This window comes from Enterocloster aldenensis (assembly GCF_003434055.1).
In the GTDB taxonomy this organism is placed as follows: domain Bacteria; phylum Bacillota; class Clostridia; order Lachnospirales; family Lachnospiraceae; genus Enterocloster; species Enterocloster aldenensis.
Genome location: NZ_QVEX01000005.1, coordinates 273,805 through 295,709 on the forward strand (window position 1 = coordinate 273,805; position 21,905 = coordinate 295,709).

The following is a 21,905-nucleotide window of genomic DNA, read 5'->3' on the forward strand; positions in this document are numbered from 1 at the left end:
ACCATTGCATGAAAGGCGCACTATCCGTTTTTTATGAATTTTTCCGACTGCTGTCAGAAATCCCTGCTTTTATCCATCGCAGGCAGTCCAGCTCCCCCTTTGTCCGTGGGCGCGCATCCGAACATTTTCTTATACGCCCTGAAAAAGCTGGAATAATCCCCAAACCCTGCATTGGAAGCTGCCTCCGCTGCCGGTATCCCTGCCGACAGCTCACCCCGCACCACTGCCATACGCTTGTATAGTATATAACGCGCCACCGTGGTACCGGTTGCCCTCTTAAATATGGAGGTCAGATGGTTCTTACTCATGTAAAATGTCCCGGCAAGCCCTTCCAGGGTCAGAGGCTCTTTCAGATGCTCATTGATATAGCGGATGATATCCCTGGCCTGTCCGTCCTTTCCCCCGGATGCCCCTGCCCCATCCTGACAGATTGCAAAAATCTTAGTCAAAATAGACAGCATCCGTGCGCTAATTGCAATATCCTGTAAATCCTTCCCATAGGAACCGCACTCTTCAAGGGCATGGAAATACCACTCCATCTGAAACTGCTCCTCGTAACAGCACCAGCCCCTGGCAAAGGGCCCCAGCAGCAGCTCCCGCTCCCGTTCCCCCAGCAGCTCCTTTACAAAATGCACACGTATGCGGTGGTACTCTTCCCCATCCAGCACCTTCAAACCGTGGAAACACCCGGGCGGGATGACGATAAGGCTTCCAGGCCTTGGGATATATGGCCTTCCTTCCAGAAGATATTCCACATTGCCTGTTATCATATAGTAAATCTCGTAACTGTCATGGCAGTGCATCTTATACTCCATATCAGCCTCATCGCTGCGTGTATGGGCATACATCACCCCGTTGGTCCTAAAGCTTTCCTCCTGGTACAATGTGTTTCCTTTCCGCCGTTTTCACACGGCTTCTTCACTGTTATGTCCATTGTACCAAATAATGTGCTGATTGCAATATTTTTTTGGCTTATGACAATGGTTCCTGCAATGCATTTATCATATAATATGTCCTGTAAGCAAGAACACATACAGCAAATGAATTGTTGCGAAAACCGAAAGGGCCCTCCCCCTTTCACACATTTTATCCCCCTTTATACACAATACAATACAATTACAAAAATGCCAGACATCCCCAGTGTCTGGCATTTTTGTGTTATAATTCCTTTGCACGGTCCTTCTCCCCGCCGGCACTCCCTCCCATCTTATGATACTCCACCAGATGTCCTGGCTGTGTCATATCCTTAAGGTTCAGGCACTGGTCCAGCTGTGCTTCTGTCATCAGCTTTTCTTCCAGCACGATTCTCCTTACAGGGATTCCCGTTTCCATGGAACGCTTGGCAATATCCGCTGACTTTTTATACCCCAGGGCAGGGCACAGGGCGGTTGCAAGGGCAGCGCTGGACTCCACCAGCCTGCGGCAGTGTTCCCGGTTGGCGGTAATCCCCAGGATGCAGTTGTCAATCAGGGTCTCCACCGCCCCCTTAAGGGTATCGATGGATTCAAATATCTTATAGAATATCACTGGCTCAAATGCATTTAACTCCATCTGTCCTGCTTCGGCCGCCATGGTCACGGTAACATCATTGCCAATGATGTTAAACGCAACCTGTGAAACAACTTCCGGAATCACAGGATTGATCTTTCCCGGCATGATGGAGGAACCATTCTGCCTGGGCGGCAGGTTAATCTCCCCCAGCCCGGCCTTTGGCCCGCTGGACAGAAGACGCAGGTCATTGCATATCTTGGAAAGATTCACGGCACAGATGCGCAGGGTGGATGAAGTATGTACAAAACAGTCCAGATTCTGGGTGGCGTCAAACAGGTCGTCTGCCTGGACGCACTCTGTCTGGCACACAAGGTTGATATTGCGGATGATGTGGAACAGGTAAACCGGATTCACATTTATGGCCGTGCCCACAGCAGTGGCGCCGATATTCAGATACTTAAGTTCATCCATCTGTTCCCTGATCCTTCTGATGTCCCTTCCAATCACAGCAGCATACGCCTCAAAGGACTGCCCCAGCCTGATGGGGACCGCATCCTGAAGCTGGGTCCTTCCCATCTTAACCACATCGTCAAACTCAATGGACTTCTGATGGAGGGATTTCTGCAGACGTTCCAGTTCATCCAGAAGGCCGGGCAGCAGGCCCAGGATGGTCAGCTTGCCGGCGCAGGGTATCACGTCATTGGTGGACTGGGCCATGTTCACATGGTCATTGGGATGGACCAGGGAATAGTCCCCTTTTGTGCCGCCCAGGATCTCGATTGCCCGGTTGGCAATCACCTCGTTGGCATTCATATTGGCGGAGGTCCCGGCCCCGCCCTGGATGGCGTCCACAATGAACTGCCCGTGAAGCTTCCCCCCTATGATTTCATCACATGCAGCCACAATGGCATTCCCCACGCGCTCATCCAGCACATGGGCCGTCATATTGGTAAACGCCGCCGCCTTCTTGATCCTGGCCAGGTTCCTGATAAACTCCCCGTGGAGCGGCCTTCCCGTAATATGGAAATTATTCTTTGCCCGCAGCGTCTGAACCCCGTAATACGCCTTCACCGGCACCTCCATTGTTCCGATGGAATCAGATTCCTTCCTGGTAACCATATGATACCTTCCTCCCGCAATCTTGTATTGACAGGCGTCCGGAACACCCATGCCCCTGCCGCCCATCTGTATATCTGGATCATAACACGTTCCGGTCCAAAAGAAAACACTTTGGGAAACTATTGGTTTTATTAACTAAATTAAGTTAAAAATTAATTTAATAATAAAATTGACTCTTTTCCTTAATTTAATAAAGTATTCAAAGGTCCATACCGCTTATTTCTGGTTATACTGTCATATTTTAATGGCTCTAAAAATCCGTTTCACGCCCATACTAATCATGAAGCCTGAATGTGGCTGAACCATGTCCTCATTTTTTCAACAGAAAGGAGTGTTATTCATGAATTTATGCAGCTGTGAATCAAACGTACCTGCATCCAAATGCGGATGCGGCAAGGAACTTCCTGCTCCAGGCCCCGGCGTCCAGTTAGCAATCGCAACCGTTCCCATGCAGCCCTGGGAAACACCGTATGAGCCTGCAAAAGCATTGAAACAGGGAACCATTTTCCCATGTCTGGACCTGCCATTCTTCTTAGTAGGAGGTGAAAAACATGTCTGACCGCTGCACACTGCTTCAGCAGATTAATGAAATCAGTTTTGTTGTCAATGACTTAAACCTTTATCTGGATACCCATCCAACAGACACCAGCGCACTGGAGGAATTCAGCCAGGCGATGGCACAGAGAAGGCAGCTTTTAGACGCGTTTGCAAAGGAATATGAACCCCTTACCTTAAACTGCGTCTGTCCTGATACCAACAACAAATCCGAATCCCACACAAAATACCCCGGACAGAAACATTTTACCTGGTCTGACGGACCTCTGCCCTGGGACATCCAAAACAATTAAGGAGGTGCCATGCCATGTGGACTTATGAAAAACGGTTACAGTTTCCAGTTAAAATCACCCAGACCTGCCCTAAGACAGCGTCATTAATCATCAGCCAGTTCGGCGGTCCTGACGGAGAGCTTGCCGCATCCATGCGTTATCTTTCCCAGCGCTACACCATGCCATGCAAGGAGGTAGGCGGACTGCTGACAGATATTGGTACAGAGGAGCTTGCACACCTGGAAATGATCTGCGCCATTATCTATCAGCTGACCAAGAACCTGACTGCGGAACAGGCAAAAACCGCTGGGTTTGACGCGTATTATATCGACCACACCACTGCCCTGTGGCCAACCGCTGCAGCCGGCGTGCCTTTCAATGCCTGCGAATTCCAGTCCAAGGGAGATGCCATCACGGATCTTCACGAGGACCTGGCTGCGGAGCAGAAGGCCAGGACCACCTATGATAACCTGATCCGTGTCATCGAAAACCCGGAAGTACGTGAACCCCTTAAATTCCTGCGCGCCAGGGAAGTGGTTCATTTCCAGCGTTTCGGGGAGGCGCTGGAAAAGATTAAATCCAAACTGGACGAAAAGAACTTCTATTATTTTAACGCTGAGTTTGACAAGCAGTTTGTAAAGGAATAAAATATACCATCAGGATAAAAGATAACCATTTCAGGATAAAAAGATAACCAGGCGGCCGGCAGATACAATTACCTGCCGGCCTTCCTGGTTATTTATGGGTTCTGGATAATCTCACAGTCAAAGTCCGGATGGAATATTGCGGTTGCCTGCTCCTTCATATATGTAACGAATGTCTGTACTGCAAAAGACAGGTACTGGTTCTTCTTAGTAACCATCACAACCCTCCACAGGGAGGATGGGTGTTCAATATCCACCTGCGCTATACTTGGCTCCGGGTACATATCAAGGATACGCCTCGGTATGATGGAGATGCCCATGTTAATCTTAACCAGCTGGACAATGAAGTCCCACTGGGATGCCTCTACCAGGACGCGGGGCTCGAATCCCGCCTCCCTGCATCCGTTAACAATGTTGCTGTTCAGCATATATTCCTCGCCCAGCAGCACAAACTTTTCATTGCGCAGCTGCTCGTATCTGACCCGGCCGCATCCGGCCAGCTGGTGCTGTGTGCTAACCACCAGCACATTCTTATCTTCCACAACCGGCACCACGTCAAATGCGCCGGTGATGACCGGACAGATGGTAAAGCCCACATCCAGTTCTCCCTTGTCCACCAATAACTGGATATGTTTTGCACCATGCTGGTCAATCTGGAACTCTATGCCCGGATACAATCCTATGAATCCTGCTATCAGGCTTGGAAATACGCAGGTTCCAATAATAGGCGGGATACCCACACGGATTACTCCCTTTTGCAGGCTTGTCAGGTCATGCATGGCCCGGAAAATAGAATCATGCTGCTCTATCACGCCCTTTGCCATGGCATAAAGCTGTCTGCCGCAGTCCGTAATCTGCACCTTTTTTCCTGACATGTAAATCAGCTGCACTCCCAGGTTTTCTTCTAAGTGCTTCATGGCCTTACTGAGAGTAGGCTGGGAAACATACAGTTTTTTCGCTGCTTCGGAAAACCCGTTCGCCTCTACAATACCTACAAAATACCGGAGTTGTTTGATATCCAAATAGCCCACCATCCTTATCTTGCATCCATCCTAACATCTGACCTTTGATTTGTCAATCAATGGCTTCAGAAAATCCCCCTCCTCCCAGTCAGGCCATCCGGCCGGGCAGCCACAAGCTGATTGCCGGAACCAGATTGACCAGCACCAATATGAAAAGCATCATGAAAATATACGGCCACAGCGGTCTTACCACCCGCTCAAAGGGACGGTTAAAGGTTCCCACCGACACGAAAATATTCAATCCGAAAGGCGGCGTCAGCATACCGATTGCACAGTTCAGCACAATAATCATGCCCAGGTGAAGCGTATCAAGCCCAATGACCTGCGCCATGGGAAGAACCAGGGGAGTCAGTACAATGACAATGGAATTGGGATCCATGAACATACCCGCCACAAGGAACAAAAGGTTAATGATAAGAAGGACCACATAACTGGATGTGCCTGAGGTCAATGCCACGATTTTCTGGGGCACCTGGGCCGCGGTCAGTATCCAGGACAAAAGGGATCCAGCGCCAATCAGGATGAATATCATGGCAACCATGCGCCCGGATGTGATGCCGATTTCAAATACATCCTTAAATGAAATGGACCGGTAGATGAATAACTCCACTACCAGCACATATGCAACCGCCACAGCGGCCGCTTCCGTAGGCGTCATGACCCCTGCATAGATTCCCACCAGGATGATGACCGGAAGTCCCAATGCCCAGAATGCTTTGCCGGTTGCCTGTAAGACCTCCTTGAAGGTAGCTGGCTTTTGCCGCGGTATTTTGTTACGGATTGCATCAATACAGACATAAACGCTGAAAACAACGGCAATCAGCACGCCCACAGAAAGCCCTGACATGAACAGCTTTCCCACCGAAGCGCCTGCCGAGACGCCATAAAGGATCATTGCAATCCCAGGCGGAACCAGCATTGCCAGCGTACTGCTTGCAGTAATGCATCCAATGGCGGAATCAGGGTCATATCCGTCTTTGCAGAGCGCCGGATAAAGGATTAAACCGATTGCCACAATGGCTGCCGGTCCTGCGCCTGAGATAGCGCCAAAAATCGTACATGTGACAACCGTGGTAATTGCAAGTCCCCCGGGCAGATGTCCAACCAGCTTATTTGCAAAATTGACCAGCTTATGTCCGATATCCCCCTTAGACATGATATCGGCCGCGTACATGAAGAACGGGATGGACAGCAGGGAAAATGTATCAATCCCTCCCACCATACGCTGTATGGTAAGACCCATGTCCATTCCCGGAAAATTCATACGCAGGGCCGCCAGACACGGGATTATCATAGACATGAATATAGGTACCCCAAGAATCAGAAGCCCCAAAAAAAGCACACCGCAGACCGCTAACATTCCGTTCCCTCCTTCCCAGTCCTGAAGCCGCTGCATAATTTCATGAAATTACGCAGGTATACATACGACATCAGGCCAAATCCAATATTCGTGGACAGATAAATCAGCCAGATTGGAATTGCAATGGCAATACTGGTATTGCCGCCTTTATACTGCATGATGGTAAATCCAATGCTGATATAAGTCATATAAACGGACAGTCCCACACTAATCAGGCAGATAAGGGCCTGATAAACCAGTTTTGCCCTTCCCTTTAAAAAATTGGACAACAAATCCACGCCCACATGTGTATGATACCGGGCGCAGGAACTGATTCCAAAAAAGGTTACCCAGACCACCACGTACCGGGCCAGCTCCTCAGACCATGCAAATGCGGTCTGAAAAAAATAGCGCGCAATCACATTAGCAAACACAATCCCGGAAATAGTAAGCAGGCCCAGGCTCATGACTACATTTTCTATTTGTTCTGTGGCACAGTCAATACGCTCCAGAACACTTTTTTTCTCCAGAGTGTCCATTCTTAATTCTCCCTCATTTTAAAAAACCGGGCAGCATTTTCAGATGCCCGGTTATATGATGTTTACTGTTCCCCGGTAATTTCTTTTCTGGCAGCCACTATGGCGTCATAAATCTTCTCACCTTCCGCGCCCTGGCTGGTCCGTGCATATTCCTGTACCGGAACCATGGCTGTGCGCCATGCAGCCTTCTGCTCATCATCCAGCTCATGGATTGCTGTCTTTCCGGTATCCGCAATCAACTTTTCATCCTTTTCAGCCAATGCAAGGGTTTCCTCAAGACAGACGCGTCCTCCCTGCTTAACGCCCTGGGTGATTGCTTCCTGTATGTCCGCATCCAGTCCGTCGTACCAGGCTTTATTGATTAACACAACCTGGTCCAGTCCTGAATGGTTGGTTTTTGTGATATCTGTCTGTACTTCATGGAACTTCATATCATAAATCGTATCAATGGGATTCTCCTGTCCGTCCAGCGCCTTATTCTGAAGGGCGCCGTAAGTCTCCCCAAAATCCATTGTGATGCCGGTAGCGCCTAACACTTCCGCCTGTTTAAAAAGAATCGGCGAGTTCATCACGCGCACCTTAAGCCCCTTCATATCCGCCGGGTCAAGCAATGGCTTATTGGCTGACCACACTTTATAACCGGTCTGCCAGATTGCCATGGTCAGGATACCCTTTTCCGTGGTGGTGTCCCTGAGGGATTTGATTGCGTCGGACTGATAAAGTTCATAGAGCTGTTCCGGATCATCCGGAAGAAGATACGGCGTATCCAGCAAGGTCATCATGGGACAGGTCCCGCCCAGATAAGAGGTGGGCACCACCACGCACTCAATTGTGCCGAACTGCGCGCCCTCCACCTGGTCCCTTTGTCCGCCCAGCTGGGATGATGGGTAAATCTGTGCCTCCACCCTGCCGCCTGTCATCTCTTCCACCACCTCTGCCAACTTCTGGCACCCCAGGTCGCGCGCGCTTCCCGGTGATGATACGTGGCTGATTTTCATGACAATCTTATCTCCGGACGGAGCCTCTGCTTCAGTGCTTCCCCCGGCAGCCGTTCCCTGGGATGCCGGTGCTTCTGTCTGCGGCTTGGCGCTGCCGCCGCATGCACCCAGCAGGAATGTCATTGCTAAAGAAACTGATAAAACCGCCAAAACCTTTTTTTTCATTGTAACCCTCCTCATGTTATTAAGTTTATATGTGACTACTTCATACAGGATTGAATGCGCCTTACAAACCTTCCATAACCCTTCTGGCCAACAAAGGCCCCGTTATCCCCCACCAGCCTGCCGCGCACAAATACCAGTTCCGGGAACCCCTTAAGAATCTTCCCGTCAAATGGTGACCATCCACATTTTGAAACAATCTTATCATTGCTGACCATTTCCGCCCTATCCATGTCAAGAACCACCATATCGGCATCCGCCCCCACTGCAATCTGTCCTTTCTGCGGAAAGAGTCCATAGACTTTTGCAGGGTTCTCACACATGCATTCCACTACCCTGTTAATGCTTGTCCTTCCCTCGCTGACTCCGTTAAGCATCAGGCGCAGGGATGTCTCTATTCCCGGAATCCCATTGGGCGCATCCCATATATCCGTTTCTCCCGGCACCTTCTGCTCCTTGGGATAAGGGCAGTGGTCGGAACCGATGGTGGTCACAAAACCCTGGTCAAACTTCTTCCAGAGAAGCGCCTGGTTCTCAGCCGTATTCATTGGCGGGGTAAATTTTGCCCAGGGCCCCTTTTTCTCTAGGTCCTCAACCGTAAGGTTGAAATAATGGGGACAGCTTTCCGCATAAATCTCATACCCCTGCTCACGGGCATCCCGAAGCTGGGTCAGAAGGTCCGGCTGGCTCACATGGGCGATGACAACCCTGCAGCCTGTTTCCTTTGCAATGGAAATAACGGTCTGGACCGCAACATATTCCGCCAGCTTGGAACGCCATTCCCATTGGGAGTGATAGTCTGTCCGGCCTGCGGCCTTTAAGACCTCCTCATTGTACTGGCATATGCCGTCATCCTCACAGTGGATCAATACCGTGCCGCCCATGCGGGCCACCTCGGTAAAGCTGCGCATGAGGAACGCCGTGTGCATGGCCTTTACCCCGTGCAGATTGCAGGTAAATGTCTTAAATCCCGTGATTCCCGCATCCCACATGGCCTGCAGTTCTTCCACATTATCCGGGGAAATGCCTCCTTTCAGGCCAAAATCCACGCATGCCCGTTCGCTGAGATAATCAATCTTCTCAAGCAGGGGACCAATGGAATACACGGCCGGAAGCGTCCGGTGATGGTCCACGATGGTAGTGATGCCTCCTACCGCAGCCGCCATGGTGCCTGTCTCAAATTCTTCACGGTCCGTATATCCCGGATCCATCATGTGGGTGTGGCCGTCCACACATCCGGGCATTACATGACGTCCTTTTACATCGATTACCTTTTTTGCCTCACAGCCGCTGCCAGGCGCCAGCAGAGCCGCTATTTTCCCATCTGAAACCAGGATGTCCGCCGGGGTGCAGCTTTTTGAGGAAACAACCAGTGCATTTGCAATTAATAACTCTCTGTTCATATTGTCAGCTCCTTATAATAGTTTGGATTTCTTCCATAAACAATATTGGTGCCGGGCACCACTTCCTTGGATTTGCTGAGAGACGTATGGATCATGCCGGAAGCAGTCTGCTCCAAGGTGCAGAATGTGGTAAACAGCTTACCGCCGTCCGGGTTCACCCCAAGGCTGTAGTCCATGCTGCCGCAGGGGGTGGTGCGCAGGACAAATACCTTGTTCTCCGCTGCCCGTGTCTGCATCATCTTCATGGTATCCCCAGTGTTCTTCCTGTCAAACCAGATTAATATATCTGCTCCTTTTAACATGGCAACGCGGGCAATCTCCGGGATTTCCATCTCCTCCCCAAATACAGCGGCCACACAGCAGCCAGGGAACAATTCCAGAACACGGATTTCATCCGCATCCCCGCTTCCATCTATATGGGAAGCAGGAAGTTCTCCCTTGATGCCATCCGCGTTGAATACCACTGCCCTTTTTCCCCCTCCATCCGTGCCATACGCTGTCACGGCGCAGATATGATCCGGCATGTGGCTGCAAAGGTACTCCATGGACCCGGCATTAAAACCCATGCCCTCCTTCATTTCCGGCAATACTGCCAGTCTGGAATCCAGGATTGCAGCGCGCCTGATTCCATCCACGGCCTTTTTAACGTAATCCGCTTCATCCGTACAGTCAAACCGGATCACGGCCGTAAAACACTCCAGGTCTGAAAGTCTGTAAGGACGCTCAATCACAGCCGTGACCGGCAGTGTGCGGATTGGCTCTGCCAGTATACGGTAAAGCTCCGGCCTGCGTCCTTTAAGAGGCGGCATTTCCTTTAGCTCCAGTTCATATGTAAGCATCTCTTCCTTATCCGGCGAACATTCCGCCGCGATATCGCCGTCTGGAGTCACAATCATGCTGCGGCCCAGGCAGGTGACGGTGCTGCTTTCAATGCCTGCTTTATCACAGACCGCTATGTATACCCCGTTCTCCTTGGCCCTGGCCTGCAGCATGAATTGGTACTGCTGGTTCGTGAGCTGGTCCGGGGTGCATGCAGATGCAACCAGGTTCACTGCGTCCAGGATCAGTCCGGCGCCTTTTAACCTCAGGATCCGGACGATTTCAGGTATGCGCCCGTCCGCACAGACCATCACGCCGATTTTCCCGAACTCCGTGTCAAATACGCACCCCGGTTCTCCCTGGGAAAACCATTTCCCATCAAAATGCCAAAGATTGGATTTATAAGCTTTGGCAATCATTTCCCCGCTTCTGTCAAATACTGCAACTCCATTATAAAGGACGCCGTCCTCAAACATGGCTGTCCCAACCGCAAGGTACACCTGGTTCCCAGCTGCAAGTTCCGACATCCTTGATAAAAAATCAGGTATATTGCTCAAAGAGTCCGGCTCTTTCTCCAGGCCTATCATATAAGCCGGATATGCGCATTCCGGCAAAAGGATCAGATCCGCTCCTTCCTGGCACGCCTCCCTGATTTTCTGCTGGATCCTGTGGGACGTGTTTTGAAAACGGTTGATATCATCTGCCAAAAGTTGTATGACTGTTAGTTTCATTGCCCCTCCTTTTTATTAATAACTTTTTTCTATGGTTTGTTTACTATTTAATTAAAATTATAGCCATAAAGAATATTGTTGTCAATATAGATAAATGATTATAACAATTCAATTATTTTATCGTTATAATTACCAAAATTCATAGTCTGAAACCCATATCCTAATCCCTTCCACTCATTTACCGTACATTTAAATAAAAATGGGTTATCATAACATGGATAATGCATTTATTTTGTTCTACAATAAGTATCCGACAATATTTTAGGGAGGTATCAGGTGAACAGCGTACAAATAAACCCGGAACGGGATTCCTGGAAATCCAGATGGGGATTCATCCTTGCCTGTATCGGCTCTGCCGTGGGCATGGGCAACATATGGATGTTTCCCGCCAGGGTATCCAGATATGGAGGAGGGACATTCCTCCTGCCTTATTTCTTTTTTGTAATTATCATAGGGCTCTCAGGGGTAATCGGGGAAATGTCCTTTGGAAGGGCCGCCCGTTCCGGCCCCATGGGCGCCTTTGGGTATGCGGCGGCCAGGCGTTGGAATAACAGACGGTTAGGCGAGGCCATTGGCTGCATCCCTGTAATCGGTTCCCTGGCGCTGGCCATCGGTTATTCTGTGATTGTGGGGTGGATACTCAAATACTGCGTGGGCGCATTTACCGGTGCGGTCCTTGCGCCTGACAGCATAGATGGTTTCAGCCATGCTTTCGGGTCAATGGCGTCTGCCTTTGGCAATAACTGGTGGCAGACAGCAGGGCTTGCCATAACTTTCATCATCATGGTACTGGGTATTTCCAATGGAATTGAGCGGATTAATAAACTTATCATGCCTCTGTTTTTCTTCCTGTTTTTCGGGCTGGCCGTGTATATGGCGTTCCAGCCCCATGCAGCAGATGGGTACCGGTATATTTTCCGGATTGACAGGAAAGGGCTTCTGGATCCCATGACCTGGGTATTTGCCCTTGGACAGGCATTCTTCTCCCTTTCCCTGGCAGGCAATGGAACATTGATATACGGTTCTTATCTGGAGGATACCGAGGATGTTATGGGCGCTGCCTGGAAAGTGGCGTTATTTGATACACTGGCCGCGCTTTTGGCTGCCTTTGTGATCATCCCGGCCATGGCAGCAGCCGGCTCCCGGCTGGACCAGGGCGGTCCCGGACTGATATTCATCTTCCTTCCAAACCTGTTTAAGTCCATGCCAGGAAGCCGTATCCTGGTTGCCGCATTTTTCGTGGCCGTGCTCTTTGCAGGAATCTCTTCCCTGATCAACCTGTTTGAGGCGCCGATTGCAACCATGGAGCAGCAGTTATCCATGAGCCGGAAAACCGCCGTAACAGCCATGGTGTCCGCTGGGTTTGTCATAGGAATCTGCATCCAGGGCATGGTGGCTGACTGGATGGACTTTGTGTCCATCTATATATGCCCCCTTGGGGCGGCGCTGGCCGGCATCATGTTTTTCTGGGTGTGTGGATGGGATTATGTTCAGGATGAGGTTGGAAAAGGACGTATGCATGGGCCCGGGAAATGTTTTTCCTTTATGGCCAGATATGTGTTCTGCGGATTGACGGTCCTTGTATTTATACTAGGTATTTCATTTGGCGGCATTGGGTGAGGATCCGTATCTTTTTCTCCCATACCGTATTGACTCTGTCTCAAAAAAAGTAGTATACTTCTTACTATATATGTGACTCCCTGTCACCTGCTTTCTGACAGGGGGACTTTTATTCCTGTGGATATGGGGGCATGATACGGCTCCGTTTTCCTGCCAATATCCCCAACGAAAGACGAGGTAATGAGATGACATCTGCACCAACAGAGAATACGGACAATAATCCCCTGGGTTCCGTGCCCATCAACATCCTTCTGGCCCGCTTTGCCATTCCCAGCATCATCGCCATGCTGGTCAGCGCGCTGTACAATATCGTGGACCAGTTCTTTATCGGAAGAAGCGTGGGCATGCTGGGCAATGCTGCCACCAATGTGGCGTTTCCCCTGACCATCACCTGTACTGCGGTATCCCTTATGTGCGGGATTGGCGGTTCCGCCAACTTTAACCTGGCCATGGGACGTGGTGAAAAGGAGGAGGCACGGCGTTACGCAGGCAATTCCATCTTCCTGCTTTTTGCCATCGGCCTGATCCTCTGCCTGGTGGTACGGATTTTCTTAAAGCCCATGATGGTCCTGTTCGGGGCCACGCCGGAAGTGCTGGATTACTCACTGACCTACACCGGAATCACAAGCCTTGGATTCCCCTTCCTGATTCTTGCCACCGGCGGTTCCAACCTGGTGCGGGCGGACGGAAGCCCCAGATACTCCATGGTATGCACCCTTGCAGGCGCTGTCATCAATACAATATTGGATCCCCTTTTCATTTTCGGCTTCCATATGGGAATGGCCGGGGCCGCACTGGCAACCATTATTGGGCAGATTGTATCCGGGCTCATGGTCATTGGATATCTGACGCGTTTTAAGACCGTGTACCTGTCCCTGCGATCCCTGCGGCCGCTGCCTTCCCATATAAAGGCCATTGCGGCACTGGGCATGGCCCCGTTCTTTAACCAGATGGCCATGATGGTGATACAGATTGTGATGAACAATACCCTGCGGTATTACGGCGCGCAGTCCCACTATGGCAGCGAAATCCCGCTGGCCTGCGCAGGCATCATTACCAAGGTAAACATGATATTCTTTTCCCTGGTCATCGGCCTTTCCCAGGGACTGCAGCCCATTGTCAGCTATAATTACGGGGCCGGGAACTATGAGCGTGTGCGGGAGGCTTACCTGAAGGCGGTATGCATTGCCACGGCCATATCAACTTTTTCATTTTTATGTTTCCAGCTGGTGCCCCGCCAGATCATCGGCATTTTCGGTTCGGGAAGCGAGGAATATTTCCACTTTGCAGAGCAGTACTTCCGGATTTTCCTGTTCTTCACTTTTTTGAACGGGCTTCAGCCCATTACGGCCAATTTCTTTACCTCCATCGGTAAGGCGGCCAAGGGCATCTTCATCTCCCTTACCCGGCAGATCATCTTCCTCCTGCCCCTGATCATAATCCTGCCCCTGATTTTCGGCATTGAAGGTGTCATGTACTCTGCGCCTGTGGCCGATCTGATGGCAGCTGCCCTTGCCGCGCTGTTCGTGGTCAGGGAGCTGTCCCAGATGAAACAGCTGCAGCAGGCAGAAGGGTAATCCATACCGGTTGGGACCTGCCGGCAAGGCCCGGATGGCCGGTCGTATAAAAAAGAAAGGACGGTACAGTCCCAGGCCATTCCCGGCCATGGGACTGCACACGTCCTTTCTTTTTATCCTGCCTCACGGACAGTGCTTGCTAAGTCAATATCCTATCTGCGGATGGACTCAAAATAAGCAAATAATCCTTCTGCCAGCACCGGGTCAATGACAGGTATCCCCACCTCGTCCTCAATCTCCCCGGCGATTCCAATGGTGGTAAGTCCGGTGCATCCCAGCGCAATGACGTCAGCGCCCTTTTCCTTCAGCTCACGGGCCGTCTTAAGACAGGAAGCCCTTCCCTCCGGGGTCATCAGATCCAGGGTGCTGTCCACGCCTTCCGGCTTGCCCAGGGCAACGATTCTTTCCGGGATCATCCGCAGATACGCCTTGGGGGCATAGTCCACAATCCCAAGGACAGCAATCTTCTGCCCATACCTCATGGCCAGGGAAACCGTTGTCTCCCCGCCTCCTGTGACCTTCATCCCCGGAAGGGCCCTGCGGACCTCCTCCACCCCGGGATCGTCGGCACAGCTGACAATAATCATGTCCACATCCTCAAAGGATTTGGCTGTCTCCACGATCTTAGGCACTGCAATCTGCTCCAGTTCATGGCTGTGGATTCCCTCCGGCTGGTCCGGGATACACTTTGATATGCACCTGATTCCCGGATAATACTGTTCAATGATATTGCCGTGCATGTCCACAAAATCCTGGTCCTCTGATGTCAGTACCCGGATGACCCCTACCCGGAATTCCTTCCCCTTCTCCATATCCATCTCCATTCCGCCGCCAGCGTACGCGGCATAAAACCAATATCAGCAGCCGCTCCCATAGCCGCGGCCGTCCGGTAAGATCACACAACAAACCTTCCCTTATCAATAACCATCTCATCATCCAGATACAGGGTCGGCTCCAATATGATGCCGTCCATATGGCATTCCGCCTTATTAACGCCGCCAAATGAAGTATTGGTGCCAAAAGCAATGTGTACCGTACCGTAAACCTTTTCATCCTCCAGGATGACGCCATTCAGCACAGCTGCTTCATTGGTGCCGATTCCCAGTTCGCCGATGGTGGCATTGCGCTCATTGGCCAGCAGTATATCCAGCTTCTCACTCTTATCCCCGGTGACTTCCTGAAGCTTTCCCTTCTTCACCACCACGCGCAGGGGTGACCCAAGCCTGCCGATTCCCACCATGGAACCATCGATTATCATTTCCCCGTCAGCGCCGTCCTCCAGCGGGGCAATGTATGCTTCGCCGGAAGGAAGGTTGCCGCACTGTCCGGGTTTCCTGTAAACGCCAGGGCTGGGCACTCCTTTCCTTCCATCCAGGTTCAGTGTAAGGACGCAGCCGTCCTTTTCAATCCGGGCCGTCTTACTGGCGGTCAGCATCCCTGTTATCCGGGCCGTCAGCTGTTCCACTGCGGCGTAATCCGCGGTCATGGCGCCCTGGCTGAACATCTTCTCCGTAATCCCGGGCATGGTAGCCACCCTTGTGCCTGTCTCAGCCGCGCGTATCCTGGCATTGGTGTGGGTCAGGGACTTGGCGGTGGGGCAGATTACAATGTCTGCTGCCTTCATGGCTTCTGCCACTGCCTTTGGCGGCTCCTCACCATTCAGTTCCCGCTCCTTCATGACCATCATCATGGCCTCGCAGCCAAGGTTCACGGCCCCTTTATACAGGGCCTGGGCAATGTTCACCCTGCTGTCATCTGTTACAATCAATACTTCCTCGCCCTGCTTTGCACCCATACAGTCCCTCAGGATATTCTGGGCAATATCTATTAAATCCATCTTCCATCTCCTATTTCACATCGGTCAGTTCGGAAATGACCCTGGCCAGCAATGTCCTTGGAAGGACGACCAGCTTGCCGGTCTCCTTTGCGAACATATCTTTCATTTCCTGGGTAAATCCGATACAGTCCAGTACAACCAGGTCCGCATCCATATCCTTAATCTCCCTGGCAGCCGAGGCCAGGTCTTCCCACGGTCCGTAGGGGGAGGCCGGCACGGCCTTTACATGGTCCACGAAATTGGACCATTTCTTCTCACACTGCCCTACCTGAAGGGGCGAAGGGGTCACTGTGACAATGCTTGACTTCTTGGTCAGCAGCGGCACTACCTTGTTAAGGATGTGGCACGGATAGACCAACGGGACATTGGACGTAAGGCTTTCCGGGAAATCCCCTGTGCAGAAAAACATGATCAGCCTTGCGCCTTCGGCCTCCAGCTCATTGATGCACTCCTGCAGCCTTGGAAGGATATACCGCTCCGCAAATGTCACCGACGTGCCGTCTGTAAGCCGGGACACCAGCACATAATCGTCCCTTTCCGGTTTAAATCCAGCTATCTGCTCCACGGTCAGGCCGTCCAAACCGCCTCTCTGGGACAGCTCCACCCTACCGTCAAAAATATGCATAATATCCGATGTCACATCGGTCCTGGGCGCCTGTCCAATGGTTACTGCTCCTATCTTCATCATAAGTCCCCTTTCCGGCGTCTGCTTTCCTGCCTGCGTCTGGCTATCCTGCCTGCACCTGCTTTCCTGCCTGCATCCGCTTTCCTGCCTGCATCCGCTTTCCTGCCTGCATCCGCTTTCCTGCCTGCATCCGCTTTCCTGCCTGCATCCGCTTTCCTGCCTGCATTCGCTTTCCTGTCTGCATTCGCCGTATATGCGTTTTACCAGCTGCCCTAATCCGCCTTTCCCAGTGTCTGAAGGTGATTCATTGGCCCGTACAGTTTCTTCAGAAGCTCATACTCCTCTTCATCATAAAACTTAAGGTCGCCCTTGCCGAAGTACTTGGCAACCTCCAGCATGAACCTGGCAGCTTCCTCCACATCGGCAAAATGGCTGGCGCCGGTGGCACAGCCGGGAACCATGACCTCGGTGGTGATGGCCACACCCACAACCGGGGCGTCCGTGGCCGTACATGGCTGAAGCACGCTGTTAAGATGGTGCACATTATTGCCATAGGGCGTGATGTCCTGGGTAGCCAGGGGGAACACATAGGGGAGACGTCCGGTGGTAATCTGCATCTGCTCCAGGAGATCCTCGGAAGTGCGCAGTATGTATCCCTCTTTCACGGTGGGGGAAATGGCAAATCCCCTTGTGTTGATGACCCTGTTTCCCTTGGTGGTATCCACGGACAGGATTGCATCCAGCTCCGGTGACACCTCTTCCCGGTTCACCTGGGACATCTCCACAGGCGACCCCATGAATGGAACCGGCTTATGGGGCGCCGTGGGCGCATGGGGGCAGATCTGGGTGGAGATAAACACATCGCCTTCCAGATAATCCCCCTTGTTCTGCATATCCAGAAGCTTGGCCGCAGCCGCAATGGCTGCCAGCGCGCCGTCCCCGTCAGACACAAAGCCAATCATCTCAGGCCTTGCCCCGATTCCGCCAAGGCGGCCCAGAAGGCCGATGGTTGGCGCATCGCCTCCATTTGTCTTTCCCCTTGTCCCGGGAATGCGCACTTTAACCATGTCCGTGCTTCCCTTAGGACCTTTCAGCTCATATACCTCAATATCAGCATCTGCCTTAATTCCCCTCAGGTAATTTTCCACGTCTTTTCCTGTTACCGTACTGCTGTCCAGCACGTCGAACGTTTCGATAATCTGTTTAATCAACATAAGGTTTACCTCCAAATTTTTATTTAATTTGATTATAATGTGTTTACCTTTTAGGTGCAACCCGTTTTTAAATCGAAATATTTAATAGAATTTTTATTTATATTTGACATTTTTTATCTTTATGTATAAAATCTTAATAAGAGTTGCGGATGGCCGTGCAGTTTCTGGGGCCATCTTATTTATTATCTTAATAAACACACAAAGGAGAGTGGATTTATGGAAAAAGAAAAAATCCCGCAGGAATTAATCATTCCCGCATCTGAACACCCAAAAGCATTTGAACCAGCTGTATTGATACTCAACATTGTCATGTGCTGCCTGGGCGCCATCATCGGCCTGGAACTGATTGTGCGTACCGGTGTTACGCCTAACACCTCCATTGTGGGTGCGCTGTTTGCCATCCTCATATCCCGCATACCCATTGCGTTCCTTCAGAAGTACCGCAGCGTACACCGCCAGAACCTAATCCAGACCTCTATATCAGGCGCAACCTTCTCCGCTGCCAACTGTCTGATCCTGCCCATCGGTATCCCGGTTGTCATGGGGCGTCCCGAATTAATGTTTCCAATGCTGATCGGCGTTTTCCTGGCCACCTGTATCGATGCAACCATCCTTTACAAAACCTTTGACTCGGAAATGTATCCGGCGGAAGGCGCCTGGCCTCCGGGCGTTGCTGCCGCTGAATCCATCCTTGCGGTTGTGGAAAAGGGCCGTAAGGCATTCCTTTTAATCATTGGTATTGCCATTGGCTGGGTAGGCAAGATTGCAGGTATCCCCACAGACCTTCTGGGCGTTTCCTGGTTCGGCGATTTCTTTGCCATGCTGGCTCTGGGCATCGGCTCTATCGTCATCGGCGTCATCAAGAACAACGGTATCATCCTGTCCCTGTTCGGGCACAGCGCAGCCTTTGTATCCAACATGTTTGGCACTGATTTTGTGTTCAGTGATTATGCCATGATCAACTACATGCCTCACGGCGTCATGATCGGGGCAGGGGCCGTCTCACTGATTCAGTGCGCCCGCATGCTCTTTAAAAAGGGCAGTGATGAAGACACAGCCGCAGGCAAGTTCTCTAGCAGCATGAAGACCTTAAAGAGGACCCTGGGCTGGGGTTATGTGGCCTACTTTGTAACAGCCTTCATCCTGGCGCTGCTCTGCGGCATCATAAGCAACATGAGCTTTGTCACCCTTATCATATGGCTGGTTTTCTCTGCATTTGCAGCAATTTCCTCTGAACTGATCGTAGGTATCTCCGCCATGTACTCCGGATGGTTCCCGGGCTTTGCAACTGCCCTTATCTTCCTGCTGGTGGGTATGCTTCTTGGCTTCCCGCCCATGGCCCTTGCCGTCATGGTAGGATTTACCTCTGCAACGGGTCCGGCCTTCTCCGACATGGCCTATGACCTAAAGTGCGGTTATATCTTAAGAGGTTCAGGACAGTATCCGGAACTGGAAAAAGAAGGAAGAAAACAGCAGTATTATTCCGAAATGCTTTCCTTTATCATAGCCTTCATCATGGTTGCCCTTCTGGCCAACAAATACTTCAGCCAGGACCTGTTCGCACCTGTCAGCAAGACATTTGCAACCACCATTGATGCCGGCACCAACTCCGAAGTTGCCAAATGGCTGTTCATCTGGGCCATCCCAGGCGCCATCATCCAGTTAATCGGCGGCAACCGCCAGATCGGTATCCTTTTTGCAACCGGCCTGTTGGTGGGGACCACCATGAACGGCGTCACCATCATTACCGGACTCATCATCCGTTTCATCGCGGTAAAACGCAACAAGGCCAACGAGCAGATCCTCAATATCCTGGGCGCCGGCGCATTGGCGGGAGCAGCGGTATACAGCTTCTTTACCGCAACCCTTGGCCTGGCAAAGAAAAAGTAGCGTAAAAGGAGTCATTACATATGGATGTTATTGAAGCCATCAGGCAGAGACGGAGCACCCGGTCTTTCAGCAGCCGGATGGTACCTGACGAAATGCTGAGGGAGCTGGTAAGGGCGGGTGCGCTGGCCCCCAGCGCCAGCAACCTTCAGGCCTGGCAGTTCTATCTGCTGACAGATCCTGTCCTTGTACGCAAGATAGACCTGTTCAGCCCCGGACTAAGCGGCAATCCCCCGGTCATCATGGCAATCTGCTCCGACATGGAATATGCCTCCATACACGGCTCCCCCAACTCTGAAGTCTACGGCTGCATCATGGATGCTTCCATGGCAGCGGAAAACATCATGCTGAGGGCAGCGGAGCTGGGGCTGGGCACCTGTGCGGTCAAATCATACAATGAAGCTGCGGTGAGAAAGCTTCTGAAGCTTCCTCCCCATTACCGCATGGAGCTGCTCATATCCATCGGATACCCCCAGGGCGCGCCCAGGCAGCGCCGCCTGCGGCCCATGGAGGAAATGCTTCACTACAATACGGATTAAACGGAGGCCCGCAATGAAACAGGATAAATACTTCGAACTTCTGGTTTACATGATTACCAGCGCAGCCGGACTTAAAGGCGAACCCCGTATCTATGGCCCCCTAAGGATGATAGAAGCATCCGGGCGCCTGTGCATGCTTATGCTGGAGGAAAATCCTGATAATCAGGACTTAAAGGAACTGGCTGAAATCATCGAAGCCGGCAAACACAAAACCGCCTCGGATGAAGATGGTTTCTACCAGATGCTTCAGGATGCGGCCGCTAAGTTAGTTGACCTTTTATAGATTGCGTTACTAAATCCCGTGAAAATCACAAAAAGATAATTCTAAAATGACCCACATTAAATGCCTGGCTAAACAGCAAGGTATTTAGTGTGGGTCAAACACATGGATTACAGTCCCATCAGCGGAACAGATCCTCGTTATATGGTACAAGCTCCTTTTTAAGGATACCCTCCACCTCTTCCAGAAGGCCCTTCTGATACATTCCCGCCCCCAGTATCAGGCGTGCTTTTGGAATCTTCAGCATGATCACATCCATGTCATTGTCAATCTCAGCGCTGGAAAGGGCAAGTCCTGTTGCAGCGTCCAGGGTACAGAGAAGATCCGGGAAGGTCCCGGCTCTCTGGCCGTTCTTTTCCAAGGTCATATACTCATTCCAGTAGGTCAGTTCATAATCATCCCCATCCGCCTTAATGTGGACGGAACCAACATCATATCCCCCATCCATGCACAAGGTATAATCACAGGTTGTCCCACGGCAGATTACCTGGGCGTCATAATTCTTCTTAAGGAATTCAAGGTAACCTTCCACGTCATCCTTATTATCCAGATATCCTCTGCCGATATCCAGGGCCTGGGCGATTGCGCCCACAGCCGCCTTCTCCTCCGCGTATTCTGCTGTCACAGGATTACGGAGCACGCAGCACAGTCCGCCTGCCGCAACCGCGGTCTGGCGGATTAGGTGGGAGGTGGCATTCATGGAGCCTTTCGCAATGGTTTCCACATACTTATCCCCCTTGCCGCCGCAGGCCGCCTGGACGGTCCTATAATCCGGGCACAGGTTCAGCCCGATGCTTCCCATGGGGCCCGTGGGATGGGCGCGGCCATTGCTGGGCGCATCCACCATAGGTATGCCGGTAAGGGCCGAGATGACCCAGCCGTTGGATGTGGACACGCCGCCGTTCTCACAGGTAGTGAAGCCTGAAATTTTAGCGCCGCTGCTGTTCTCAAAGTTCTTAAGCACTGTCTTCCAGTGATTAACCGTACAGCAGGTATCCTTGGCTGACGGCGCGCCTACCATGGATACATTGACAATGGTCTGCTCCGGCTTAAGCTCCGTGATATCCAGCATGGTGATGGCATCCGTATGCCGGAATGCTTCTTCCACGGCATCAAGCCCCATCTTCATGCTGCCGCCTCCGCCCCCGCCTAACAGGAGACCGCCGTAAAGCGCCTGGATACAGTCGTCTTTTGTTAATTTAATCATGCGTAACCCTCCATTTGTATGAATT

General features: G+C 51.4%; 22 protein-coding genes. 8 read left to right on the top strand and 14 right to left on the bottom strand.

Going from position 1 to position 21,905, the window contains the following annotated elements; all coding sequences use genetic code 11:
* Positions 1-53: 53 nt before the first annotated feature.
* Entirely contained in the window at positions 54-884 is an 831-nt protein-coding gene (locus tag DWX59_RS13020) for an AraC family transcriptional regulator (RefSeq protein ID WP_117559655.1), read from the bottom strand.
* Positions 885-1,158: 274 nt separating this feature from the next.
* On the bottom strand, positions 1,159-2,610 hold the full coding sequence (locus DWX59_RS13030) for an aspartate ammonia-lyase (protein ID WP_117559657.1): 1,452 nt from the start codon (positions 2,608-2,610) through the stop codon (positions 1,159-1,161).
* A 340-nt stretch (positions 2,611-2,950) separates the two neighbouring features.
* On the opposite strand from DWX59_RS13030, the gene DWX59_RS13035 reads away from it, so the two are divergent.
* Genes DWX59_RS13035 through DWX59_RS13045 form a run of 3 tightly spaced genes read left to right on the top strand, consistent with a single transcriptional unit; the run spans position 2,951 to position 4,084 of the window.
* Positions 2,951-3,169: a spore coat associated protein CotJA gene (locus DWX59_RS13035; protein WP_117559658.1), complete on the top strand. Its 219-nt coding sequence runs from the start codon at positions 2,951-2,953 to the stop codon at positions 3,167-3,169.
* Positions 3,162-3,458, top strand: coding sequence for a spore coat protein CotJB (locus DWX59_RS13040; protein WP_117559659.1), 297 nt, complete (start codon positions 3,162-3,164; stop codon positions 3,456-3,458). The genes DWX59_RS13035 and DWX59_RS13040 overlap by 8 nt, the downstream gene beginning before the upstream one ends.
* Positions 3,459-3,472: 14 nt before the next feature.
* Complete coding sequence (locus DWX59_RS13045) at positions 3,473-4,084, top strand: manganese catalase family protein (protein ID WP_008723243.1); 612 nt, start codon at positions 3,473-3,475, stop codon at positions 4,082-4,084.
* A gap of 92 nt (positions 4,085-4,176) precedes the next feature.
* Here the strand turns inward: DWX59_RS13045 and DWX59_RS13050 are convergent, their stop codons facing one another.
* From DWX59_RS13050 to DWX59_RS13075, 6 genes are all read right to left on the bottom strand, one after another.
* A complete protein-coding gene (locus DWX59_RS13050) occupies positions 4,177-5,103 on the bottom strand; it encodes a LysR family transcriptional regulator (protein WP_165641342.1) in 927 nt (308 codons plus the stop codon).
* A gap of 88 nt (positions 5,104-5,191) precedes the next feature.
* Positions 5,192-6,463, bottom strand: a complete 1,272-nt coding sequence (locus DWX59_RS13055; protein ID WP_165641341.1) for a TRAP transporter large permease — start codon at positions 6,461-6,463, stop codon at positions 5,192-5,194.
* Positions 6,457-6,981, bottom strand: a complete 525-nt coding sequence (locus DWX59_RS13060; RefSeq protein WP_117559662.1) for a TRAP transporter small permease — start codon at positions 6,979-6,981, stop codon at positions 6,457-6,459. Before DWX59_RS13060 ends, DWX59_RS13055 begins: the two co-directional genes overlap by 7 nt.
* 62 nt (positions 6,982-7,043) lie before the next feature.
* Positions 7,044-8,144, bottom strand: a complete 1,101-nt coding sequence (locus DWX59_RS13065; protein ID WP_165641340.1) for a TRAP transporter substrate-binding protein — start codon at positions 8,142-8,144, stop codon at positions 7,044-7,046.
* A gap of 35 nt (positions 8,145-8,179) precedes the next feature.
* On the bottom strand, positions 8,180-9,544 hold the full coding sequence (locus DWX59_RS13070) for a dihydroorotase (protein ID WP_117559664.1): 1,365 nt from the start codon (positions 9,542-9,544) through the stop codon (positions 8,180-8,182).
* Entirely contained in the window at positions 9,541-11,094 is a 1,554-nt protein-coding gene (locus tag DWX59_RS13075; protein WP_117559665.1) for a nitrilase-related carbon-nitrogen hydrolase, read from the bottom strand. The genes DWX59_RS13070 and DWX59_RS13075 overlap by 4 nt, the downstream gene beginning before the upstream one ends.
* Positions 11,095-11,385: 291 nt before the next feature.
* Here DWX59_RS13075 and DWX59_RS13080 point away from each other — a divergent pair, with 291 nt between their 5' ends.
* Entirely contained in the window at positions 11,386-12,714 is a 1,329-nt protein-coding gene (locus DWX59_RS13080) for a sodium-dependent transporter (RefSeq protein WP_117559743.1), read from the top strand.
* 185 nt (positions 12,715-12,899) lie between these two features.
* Positions 12,900-14,291, top strand: coding sequence for an MATE family efflux transporter (locus DWX59_RS13085; protein ID WP_117559666.1), 1,392 nt, complete (start codon positions 12,900-12,902; stop codon positions 14,289-14,291).
* 152 nt (positions 14,292-14,443) lie between these two features.
* Here the strand turns inward: DWX59_RS13085 and DWX59_RS13090 are convergent, their stop codons facing one another.
* From DWX59_RS13090 to DWX59_RS13110, 5 genes are all read right to left on the bottom strand, one after another.
* Positions 14,444-15,115: an aspartate/glutamate racemase family protein gene (locus DWX59_RS13090; protein WP_117559667.1), complete on the bottom strand. Its 672-nt coding sequence runs from the start codon at positions 15,113-15,115 to the stop codon at positions 14,444-14,446.
* 71 nt (positions 15,116-15,186) lie between these two features.
* Complete coding sequence (locus tag DWX59_RS13095; protein WP_117559668.1) at positions 15,187-16,128, bottom strand: aminopeptidase; 942 nt, start codon at positions 16,126-16,128, stop codon at positions 15,187-15,189.
* Between the two features lie 10 nt (positions 16,129-16,138).
* On the bottom strand, positions 16,139-16,816 hold the full coding sequence (locus tag DWX59_RS13100; protein WP_330665851.1) for an AroM family protein: 678 nt from the start codon (positions 16,814-16,816) through the stop codon (positions 16,139-16,141).
* 40 nt (positions 16,817-16,856) lie between these two features.
* Entirely contained in the window at positions 16,857-16,997 is a 141-nt protein-coding gene (locus DWX59_RS13105; protein ID WP_166460219.1) for a hypothetical protein, read from the bottom strand.
* 28 nt (positions 16,998-17,025) lie between these two features.
* Positions 17,026-17,967, bottom strand: coding sequence for a DUF1177 domain-containing protein (locus tag DWX59_RS13110; RefSeq protein ID WP_117559670.1), 942 nt, complete (start codon positions 17,965-17,967; stop codon positions 17,026-17,028).
* A gap of 216 nt (positions 17,968-18,183) precedes the next feature.
* Between DWX59_RS13110 and DWX59_RS13115 the strand changes: the two genes are divergently transcribed.
* The 3 genes from DWX59_RS13115 to DWX59_RS13125 are packed head-to-tail and all read left to right on the top strand — an operon-like array spanning position 18,184 to position 20,676.
* Positions 18,184-19,857: an OPT/YSL family transporter gene (locus DWX59_RS13115; protein WP_117559671.1), complete on the top strand. Its 1,674-nt coding sequence runs from the start codon at positions 18,184-18,186 to the stop codon at positions 19,855-19,857.
* Positions 19,858-19,877: 20 nt separating this feature from the next.
* Entirely contained in the window at positions 19,878-20,393 is a 516-nt protein-coding gene (locus DWX59_RS13120) for a nitroreductase family protein (protein ID WP_117559672.1), read from the top strand.
* A 13-nt stretch (positions 20,394-20,406) separates the two neighbouring features.
* Positions 20,407-20,676, top strand: a complete 270-nt coding sequence (locus tag DWX59_RS13125; RefSeq protein WP_117559673.1) for a DUF6092 family protein — start codon at positions 20,407-20,409, stop codon at positions 20,674-20,676.
* Positions 20,677-20,794: 118 nt separating this feature from the next.
* Here DWX59_RS13125 and DWX59_RS13130 read toward each other — a convergent pair whose 3' ends face one another.
* Positions 20,795-21,880: an S-methyl thiohydantoin desulfurase domain-containing protein gene (locus DWX59_RS13130; protein WP_165641334.1), complete on the bottom strand. Its 1,086-nt coding sequence runs from the start codon at positions 21,878-21,880 to the stop codon at positions 20,795-20,797.
* Between the last annotated feature and the right edge of the window lie 25 nt (positions 21,881-21,905).

Coding starts and splice junctions, on each gene's coding strand:
- DWX59_RS13030 (WP_117559657.1), bottom strand. CDS start 2,610: ATGGTTACCAGGAAGGAATCTGATTCCATCGGAACAATGGAGGTGCCG.
- DWX59_RS13035 (WP_117559658.1), top strand. CDS start 2,951: ATGAATTTATGCAGCTGTGAATCAAACGTACCTGCATCCAAATGCGGA.
- DWX59_RS13040 (WP_117559659.1), top strand. CDS start 3,162: ATGTCTGACCGCTGCACACTGCTTCAGCAGATTAATGAAATCAGTTTT.
- DWX59_RS13045 (WP_008723243.1), top strand. CDS start 3,473: ATGTGGACTTATGAAAAACGGTTACAGTTTCCAGTTAAAATCACCCAG.
- DWX59_RS13055 (WP_165641341.1), bottom strand. CDS start 6,463: ATGTTAGCGGTCTGCGGTGTGCTTTTTTTGGGGCTTCTGATTCTTGGG.
- DWX59_RS13060 (WP_117559662.1), bottom strand. CDS start 6,981: ATGGACACTCTGGAGAAAAAAAGTGTTCTGGAGCGTATTGACTGTGCC.
- DWX59_RS13065 (WP_165641340.1), bottom strand. CDS start 8,144: ATGAAAAAAAAGGTTTTGGCGGTTTTATCAGTTTCTTTAGCAATGACA.
- DWX59_RS13070 (WP_117559664.1), bottom strand. CDS start 9,544: ATGAACAGAGAGTTATTAATTGCAAATGCACTGGTTGTTTCCTCAAAA.
- DWX59_RS13075 (WP_117559665.1), bottom strand. CDS start 11,094: ATGAAACTAACAGTCATACAACTTTTGGCAGATGATATCAACCGTTTT.
- DWX59_RS13085 (WP_117559666.1), top strand. CDS start 12,900: ATGACATCTGCACCAACAGAGAATACGGACAATAATCCCCTGGGTTCC.
- DWX59_RS13090 (WP_117559667.1), bottom strand. CDS start 15,115: ATGGAGATGGATATGGAGAAGGGGAAGGAATTCCGGGTAGGGGTCATC.
- DWX59_RS13095 (WP_117559668.1), bottom strand. CDS start 16,128: ATGGATTTAATAGATATTGCCCAGAATATCCTGAGGGACTGTATGGGT.
- DWX59_RS13100 (WP_330665851.1), bottom strand. CDS start 16,816: ATGATGAAGATAGGAGCAGTAACCATTGGACAGGCGCCCAGGACCGAT.
- DWX59_RS13105 (WP_166460219.1), bottom strand. CDS start 16,997: ATGCAGACAGGAAAGCGAATGCAGGCAGGAAAGCGGATGCAGGCAGGA.
- DWX59_RS13110 (WP_117559670.1), bottom strand. CDS start 17,967: ATGTTGATTAAACAGATTATCGAAACGTTCGACGTGCTGGACAGCAGT.
- DWX59_RS13115 (WP_117559671.1), top strand. CDS start 18,184: ATGGAAAAAGAAAAAATCCCGCAGGAATTAATCATTCCCGCATCTGAA.
- DWX59_RS13120 (WP_117559672.1), top strand. CDS start 19,878: ATGGATGTTATTGAAGCCATCAGGCAGAGACGGAGCACCCGGTCTTTC.
- DWX59_RS13125 (WP_117559673.1), top strand. CDS start 20,407: ATGAAACAGGATAAATACTTCGAACTTCTGGTTTACATGATTACCAGC.
- DWX59_RS13130 (WP_165641334.1), bottom strand. CDS start 21,880: ATGATTAAATTAACAAAAGACGACTGTATCCAGGCGCTTTACGGCGGT.